Raw genomic sequence first — 5,886 nt, forward strand, 5'->3', positions numbered from 1 at the left:
GCCGCCGCGCCCCCCGCGCCCCCCCCCCGCCCCCCGCGCCCCCGCCGCCCCCCCCGCCCGCCGCGCCGCCCCCCCCCCCCCCCCCCCCCCCCCCCGCCCCGGCGCGCGGGCACCGCGAGCGGCTCCGCGCCCCGGCGTGCGTACAGGCATCCCTCGGCGCCCAGGGTCACCACCACCTCGGGCACCCGATCCAGCAGGGCGCACGCCGCCGTGCGCGGGTCCCGGTGGCCGGTGAGGGCCGCAGCCTCGTGCTCGTTCGGCACCAACAGGTCGACCAGGGACAGCAGTTCGTCGGACAGGGGCCGGGCGGGCGCCGGAGTCAGGACCGTACGGACGCCGTGTCCGCGCGCCGCGCGCAGGCCCGCGAGCACACCGTCCAGGGGCAGTTCGAGCTGAAGGAGCAGCGTGCCCGCCGAGGCGACCACCCGCTCGTCCGCCTCGGTCAGCGCGGAGACGGTGCCGTTGGCGCCCGGCACCACGACGATCGCGTTGTGCCCCTCGCCGTCCACCACGATGTGCGCGGTGCCGCTCGCGCCCTCCACCGTGCGCAGGGCGCCCGTCGCGACACCGGCGTCGTCCAGGACGCCCCGCAGCCGGGGCCCGAAGTCGTCGTCGCCGACCGCGCCGATCATGGCGACGTCACCGCCGGCGCGGGCCGCGGCGATCGCCTGGTTGGCACCCTTGCCGCCCGCCACCGTACGGAACGACTCGCCGGTGACGGTCTCGCCGAGGCCCGGCGCGACCCGTGTGTACGTGACGAGGTCCATGTTCGTGCTGCCGAGGACCGCGATCCTCGCGCGGGCCGTACCACGCCCGCCCGGTGTGCCGTGCGCGGAGCTCATCGAGTGGCCTCCTCGGACCGTGGTGCCGGAGCGGTCCGTACCCCGGACGCGCCGTGCGCCGGGGGTACGGCCAGGGCGGCGGTGCGCCGCGCCAGCGTGTCGAAGCCGATGCCGTCGAGCCCGCCGACCGTCGTCGCAAGCCGGTTCTTCAGCGGGCCGGTCCACCGGCCGGGCAGCGCGCCGGGGGAGCCCGCGAGCAGCCCCGCGACCGAACCCGCGGTCGCGCCGTTGGAGTCGGTGTCCCAACCGCCCGAGACGACCCGGCAGATCGAGCCCGTGAAGTCGCCGTCGGCATGGGTCAGGGCGGCTGCCAGCAGCGCCGCGTTGGGCAGCACGTGCACCCAGTGGTGATGCCCGTACGCCGCGTGCAGTTCGTCCACGACGGCCGCGAACCCCTCCGGCGTGCCGGACCCTTCGGCGCGGGCCGCGTCGATGCCGCACCGGACGGCCGCGGCGAGCCGCGAGCCGGGCGGGACGACCGCGAGACCCGCCGCCAGGCACGCGTGCACGTCCGCGCCGCCGCCCGCCGCACGTGCCACCACGGCCGCCGCGAACATCGCCCCGTACACACCGTTCGCGGTGTGCGTGAGGACCGCGTCCCGCCAGGCCTCGTCGGCCGCCGCCACCGGATCGCCCGGATGGGTCCAGCCGAAGACGTCGGCGCGGATCAGCGCCCCGATCCACTCCCGGAACGGATTGCGCCGCGACGCCGTCCCCGGCGGCTCGACACCCTCCAGCAGATTGCGGTACGCCACACGCTCCGCGGTGAACGTACGGCCCGCAGGCAGTTCACCGAGCCACAGTTCGGCGATGTCCCGCGTGCCGAAGCCGTGCCCGTAGCGCTCCAGCGCGAGCAGTCCCAGCAGCGGATAGTTGAGGTCGTCGTCCTCCGGCATCCCGTCGATGTTCTCGGCGAGCGAGGTGGGGCGGCTGCGGCGGTTCCACGGGTGACGTGCCGCGATCGCGGGATCGAGCCCGGCCTCGGTGAACCAGGTGTCGAGCGGCCAGTTGCCGGTGGACGCGGCGATCGCACGGATGCCATCGAGCGGCAGTTTCTCCACCGGCTTGCCCAGCAGGCAGCCGGCCGCCCTGCCGAGCCACGCCGCCTCCAGCCGGGCGGTCAACGGCCCGGAGGCGAGAGCACCGACCGGCTCGGAGGCGAGGGCACTGACGGGCTTTGAGGCGCGAGCACCGGCCCGCGCGGACGTATCCGGCGCCGCCCGCAGCGCGCGGATCGCGGCCAGGTCCGTGGGCTCGCCGGCCGCCGACGGGCAATCCAGCTCGGCGAGTTCGTCCAGCAGATCGAGGGCGAGCGCCCGCAGCGCGGGATCGCAGGGGCCCGGCGAGGCACCCGCACGCTCCGGCGCGAGCTCCCCGCCGGCCGCGAGCCACCGACGGCGCACGCTCCCCGCGTCGCGACCGTCTTCGGCCGCCTGGCGCAGCTCGTGGCCGACCAGGTCCTCGGGCTGCACCCAGGTCAGACGCAGCGTCGTCACACCGCACCGGCCAGCTCGGCGAACGCCGCCTCGTGCGCCCTGCGGCGCTCCGTGTCCTTCGCGAACACCTCGCGGGTGACCGCCGCGAGCTCCGCCGCGGGACCGTGCAGGTCCAGCCGGCTGGCCCGGGCGACCTCGTCGCTCCACTCGGCGGGCACCGCGCCGCTGCCGCCCAGCGCGCCCGCGATCGCGCCGCTCATCGTCGCGATGGAGTCGCAGTCCCGGCCGTAGTTGACGGAACCGAGCACGGTGGGCCGGTACGCGCCGTCGCCGATCAGCAGCATCGCGAGCGCCAGCGGCAGCTCCTCGATGCTGTGCAGCCGCGACGGGCGCCGGGCGCCGAGCGACGGCTCGCGGTAGCGAGGCCCGACCGTGTCGTACGGGGCCACCGCCTCGCGCAGCGGAACGAGCGCCTCCTCCCAGTCGTCGTAGGACGCGGCCCACTCGCAGACCGCCTCGATCGCGGCGCGCGTCCCGTCCTTCGCCAGCCGCAGGGCCTCGCCCACCACGCTCGACGGGGTGGCACCCGGGGTGAACGCGGCGGCCACCGCCGCGGCGAACACACCGGCCGCCTCCCGCCCGTACGACGACTGGTGCGGTGCGGCGACCTCCAGCGCCTCCGCGTAAGCGGCGTCCGGATGGCCCGCGTTGACCACGCCGACCGGTGCCATGTACATCGCGGCACCGCAGTTGACGATGTTCCCGACGCCCGCCTCGCGCGGATCGACGTGCCCGTAGTGCAGGCGTGCGACGATCCACTTCTCGGCCAGGAAGATCCGCTGGAGCGGCAGGGCCTCGGCCTCCAGCTCCGGAATCCAGCGCGGGTTGGTGATGAGGTCGGGGACCAGGTGGTCCGCGACGCTGTACGCGTCGAGGTGATCGCGCACCGTCGTGTACACGCGTACCAGCGCGTGCGTCATCAGGGTGTCGTCGGTGACGTGCCCGTCACCCTTGTGGTACGGCGCGATCGGCCGCGCCGTACGCCAGTCGTCGCCGTAGAACGGGCCGACGATGCCGTCCACCCGCCCGCCGTGCCGCTCGGTGATCTGCTCCGGGGTCCAGCCCTCGACCGGGCCGCCGAGCGCGTCACCGACCGCGGCGCCGATCAGGCATCCGGTCACGCGGTCCTCAAGAGTCGGTTTCATGGGGCGTGGGGTCCTTCCGTGGCGGTGTGCGTGGGACGCGTGGTGTGCGCGGCGGATTGAGAGCCCCCGGCGTCGCTGCCGGGGGCGCGGGAAGCGCGGGGGACGCCGGGCGGGGCGACGGCCGCTCCGGACGAGCCGGAGGCCGGCCAGGCCGCGGCGAGCCGGTCCGCGAGATCGACGAGGTCGTACCCGGCGAGCCGGGGCAGCGCGCAGCCCGCGAGGGTCCTGCAGGCGTCGCGCCAGGGCGCGGGCAGCGACCCGGCGCCGCTGACCGCTCCCGCGAGCGCGCCCGCCAGCGCGGGCGCCGAATCCGCCACCCGGGACATGCAGGCGGCGGCGGGCACCGCCTCCACGACCGCTCCGTCCGAGGCGAGCAGCAGCGCGAGCGCGGCCGGCACGGTCTCGGCCGCGGCGATGCCGTAGCTGTAGACGTGGTCGATGATCTGGTGCTCGAGCAGCGGGATCAGCCCGAACGCCCGACCCGGCGCACCCCGGTCGCCCGCACGGGCCAGTGCGACGGCGTGCGCCGCGTTGCGGGCGATCTCGGAGCCGGCCGGAAGCTGCGCGAGCGCGGCCTCCACACACTCCTCCGGCTCCGCACCGGCGAGCGCCAGCGCGACCGCGGCCGCCATCGCACGGGCCCCGTGCACCCCGTCGCCGTCCTGGGTGTAGCGGGCGTCGAACTCGGCGAGGCCGGCCGCCGCCTCCGGGTCGCCGGGATGCACGACGGCCAGCACGCAGGCCCGGACGCAGGCGGCGTCGTCGAAGAAGTGCGGGTTGTCGTGGCCGGTCGCGGGCGGTCTGAGGCCGGTGGCGAGATTGCCGAGCCCGGCCCGTACGGAGATCCGGGCGCGCAGTGGGATGATCGCGGACTCGACCTCGGGCGCGCGGGCCGCGGCCGACGAGATCTCCGACGCGAGCGACATCCAGGCCAGGTCCACGGCGGCGCGCACCCGCCGGTCCCGGCTCGGGTCGTCAACGTGTCCCGCGCCCGCGGCGAGTACCGCCTGCGCGGTGAAGGCGGCCCACTCGGCGTCGTCCGACGGGCCCAGCCGCAGCGGTTCGGGCGGCTGGTTGAGCGCGATCGGCACCGGCAGTGTGGTCGTCGCGTTCTGCTCCGCGAACGTGTCGAGTTCGCGGGTGAGCCGGCGCGTCCACTCCGGCATCCGCGCGGCCCGGTGGCGCGCCGCGGGCCAGCCCGCCGCGTCCCCGGCCGCGAGCCCCAGCAGCATCCCCGCGACGCGCTCGCCTGCGGGCGCGTCCGGCGCCCCGGGCGCGCCCGAACCGGGCACCGGGGCCTGGCGTGTGCGGTGGGTGGCGGCGCTCACGAGGCGGCCCGCCCGCCGTGGCCGGGTGCCACGTCCCTGTCGTCCGGCACGAGGAGGTCAGCGATGTCCTGGACGTGCTGGCCCGCCATGGCCGGCAGGCAGGAGCCGAGCACCGGCCGGACCGCCGACGACCAGCGCTCCGGGATCGAGCCGACCCCGCCGAGCGCGCCCGCGAGCGCCCCGGCGACCGCGGCCGTCGTGTCCGCGTCCCTGCCCATGTTCACCGCGCCCAGCACGGACGCGGAGAAGTCGCCGCCCGCCAGGGCGAACGCGCCGAACGCCAGGCCGACGGCCTCGGGTGCCAGATCGGTCCAGGGGTAGCCGCCGATCACGACCGTCGACCTCAGCGCACGCTCCCGGTCCAGCCGGGTCAGCGACGTGTCGCGCCGCAGCCGGCGCGCCGCCGTCACGGCGCGCCGCAGCGACCGCGCCGTCCACGAGTCCTCCGGCACCACGGACAGGGCCGCGGTGATCACGGTCGTACCGTCGCGGGTGTCCATCGCCGCGGCCACCCCCGCCGCGACGGCCTGCCCGCCGTAGATGCCCTCGCCCTCATGGCTGACCGTGCCGTCGATCGCGACGAGGCGGGCCGCTTCCGCGGGCCTGCCCGCCGCGAACACACCGAAGGGCGCGGCGCGCATCGCGAGTCCGTCGCTCCAGGCGTGCCGGTGCTGTGCGGTGATCGGGGCGGCGAGCCCTCTGCGCAGGTTCTCCAGTGTGCCGCGTTCGCTGAACCCCGCTCCCCGGAAGGGCCCTTCGTTGCGGTCGGCGATCCACTGGTGCCAGGCGGCCTCCACGTCGCCGACGGTGAGCGCGGAGCCGTGGCGGGCCAGCAGCAGTCCGGACAGGATCGCGTACTCGGTGTCGTCGGTGCCCGCGGGGTTGTCCGAGACGAAGTCCTCGATACGGCCCCAGCGCTGCCTGATCTGCGACGGCTTCATGTTCTCCGCGGGCGCGCCGAGCGCGTCGCCGACGGCGAGCCCGGTGAGGGCGCCGCCGGCCCGGTCGCGGGGGCTGCCCGGTGCGGGCGGCGGGCGCCGCGGCCCGCCGCCGGACGGGGCGCAGGGTGCGGGCG

4 protein-coding genes and 1 pseudogene are annotated in these 5,886 nt (G+C 76.7%); all 5 read right to left on the reverse strand.

Annotated elements, in window-relative coordinates:
• Nucleotides 1–100: 100 nt before the first annotated feature.
• A pseudogene (locus LCE31_RS31330) lies at nucleotides 101–842 on the reverse strand (PfkB family carbohydrate kinase); the annotation flags it as partial.
• Nucleotides 839–2,338 (reverse strand): ADP-ribosylglycohydrolase family protein, encoded by a 1,500-nt coding sequence (locus tag LCE31_RS31335; protein ID WP_225020372.1) that lies wholly within the window; start codon nucleotides 2,336–2,338, stop codon nucleotides 839–841. The pseudogene LCE31_RS31330 and the gene LCE31_RS31335, both read right to left, overlap by 4 nt.
• Nucleotides 2,335–3,483 (reverse strand): ADP-ribosylglycohydrolase family protein, encoded by a 1,149-nt coding sequence (locus tag LCE31_RS31340; protein ID WP_225020374.1) that lies wholly within the window; start codon nucleotides 3,481–3,483, stop codon nucleotides 2,335–2,337. The genes LCE31_RS31335 and LCE31_RS31340 overlap by 4 nt, the downstream gene beginning before the upstream one ends.
• On the reverse strand, nucleotides 3,480–4,715 hold the full coding sequence (locus LCE31_RS31345; RefSeq protein ID WP_263632535.1) for an ADP-ribosylglycohydrolase family protein: 1,236 nt from the start codon (nucleotides 4,713–4,715) through the stop codon (nucleotides 3,480–3,482). The genes LCE31_RS31340 and LCE31_RS31345 overlap by 4 nt, the downstream gene beginning before the upstream one ends.
• Nucleotides 4,716–4,807: 92 nt before the next feature.
• On the reverse strand, nucleotides 4,808–5,886 hold a 1,079-nt coding region (locus LCE31_RS31350), incomplete at its 5' end, for an ADP-ribosylglycohydrolase family protein (protein WP_225020377.1).

Source organism: Streptomyces sp. 8L (assembly GCF_020176795.1).
Lineage (GTDB): Bacteria > Actinomycetota > Actinomycetes > Streptomycetales > Streptomycetaceae > Streptomyces.

What these genes read in the sequence shown, in the direction of transcription:
- LCE31_RS31340 (WP_225020374.1), bottom strand. Translation starts at nt 3,483, where the DNA reads ATGAAACCGACTCTTGAGGACCGCGTGACCGGATGCCTGATCGGCGCC.
- LCE31_RS31345 (WP_263632535.1), bottom strand. Translation starts at nt 4,715, where the DNA reads ATGCTGCTGGGGCTCGCGGCCGGGGACGCGGCGGGCTGGCCCGCGGCG.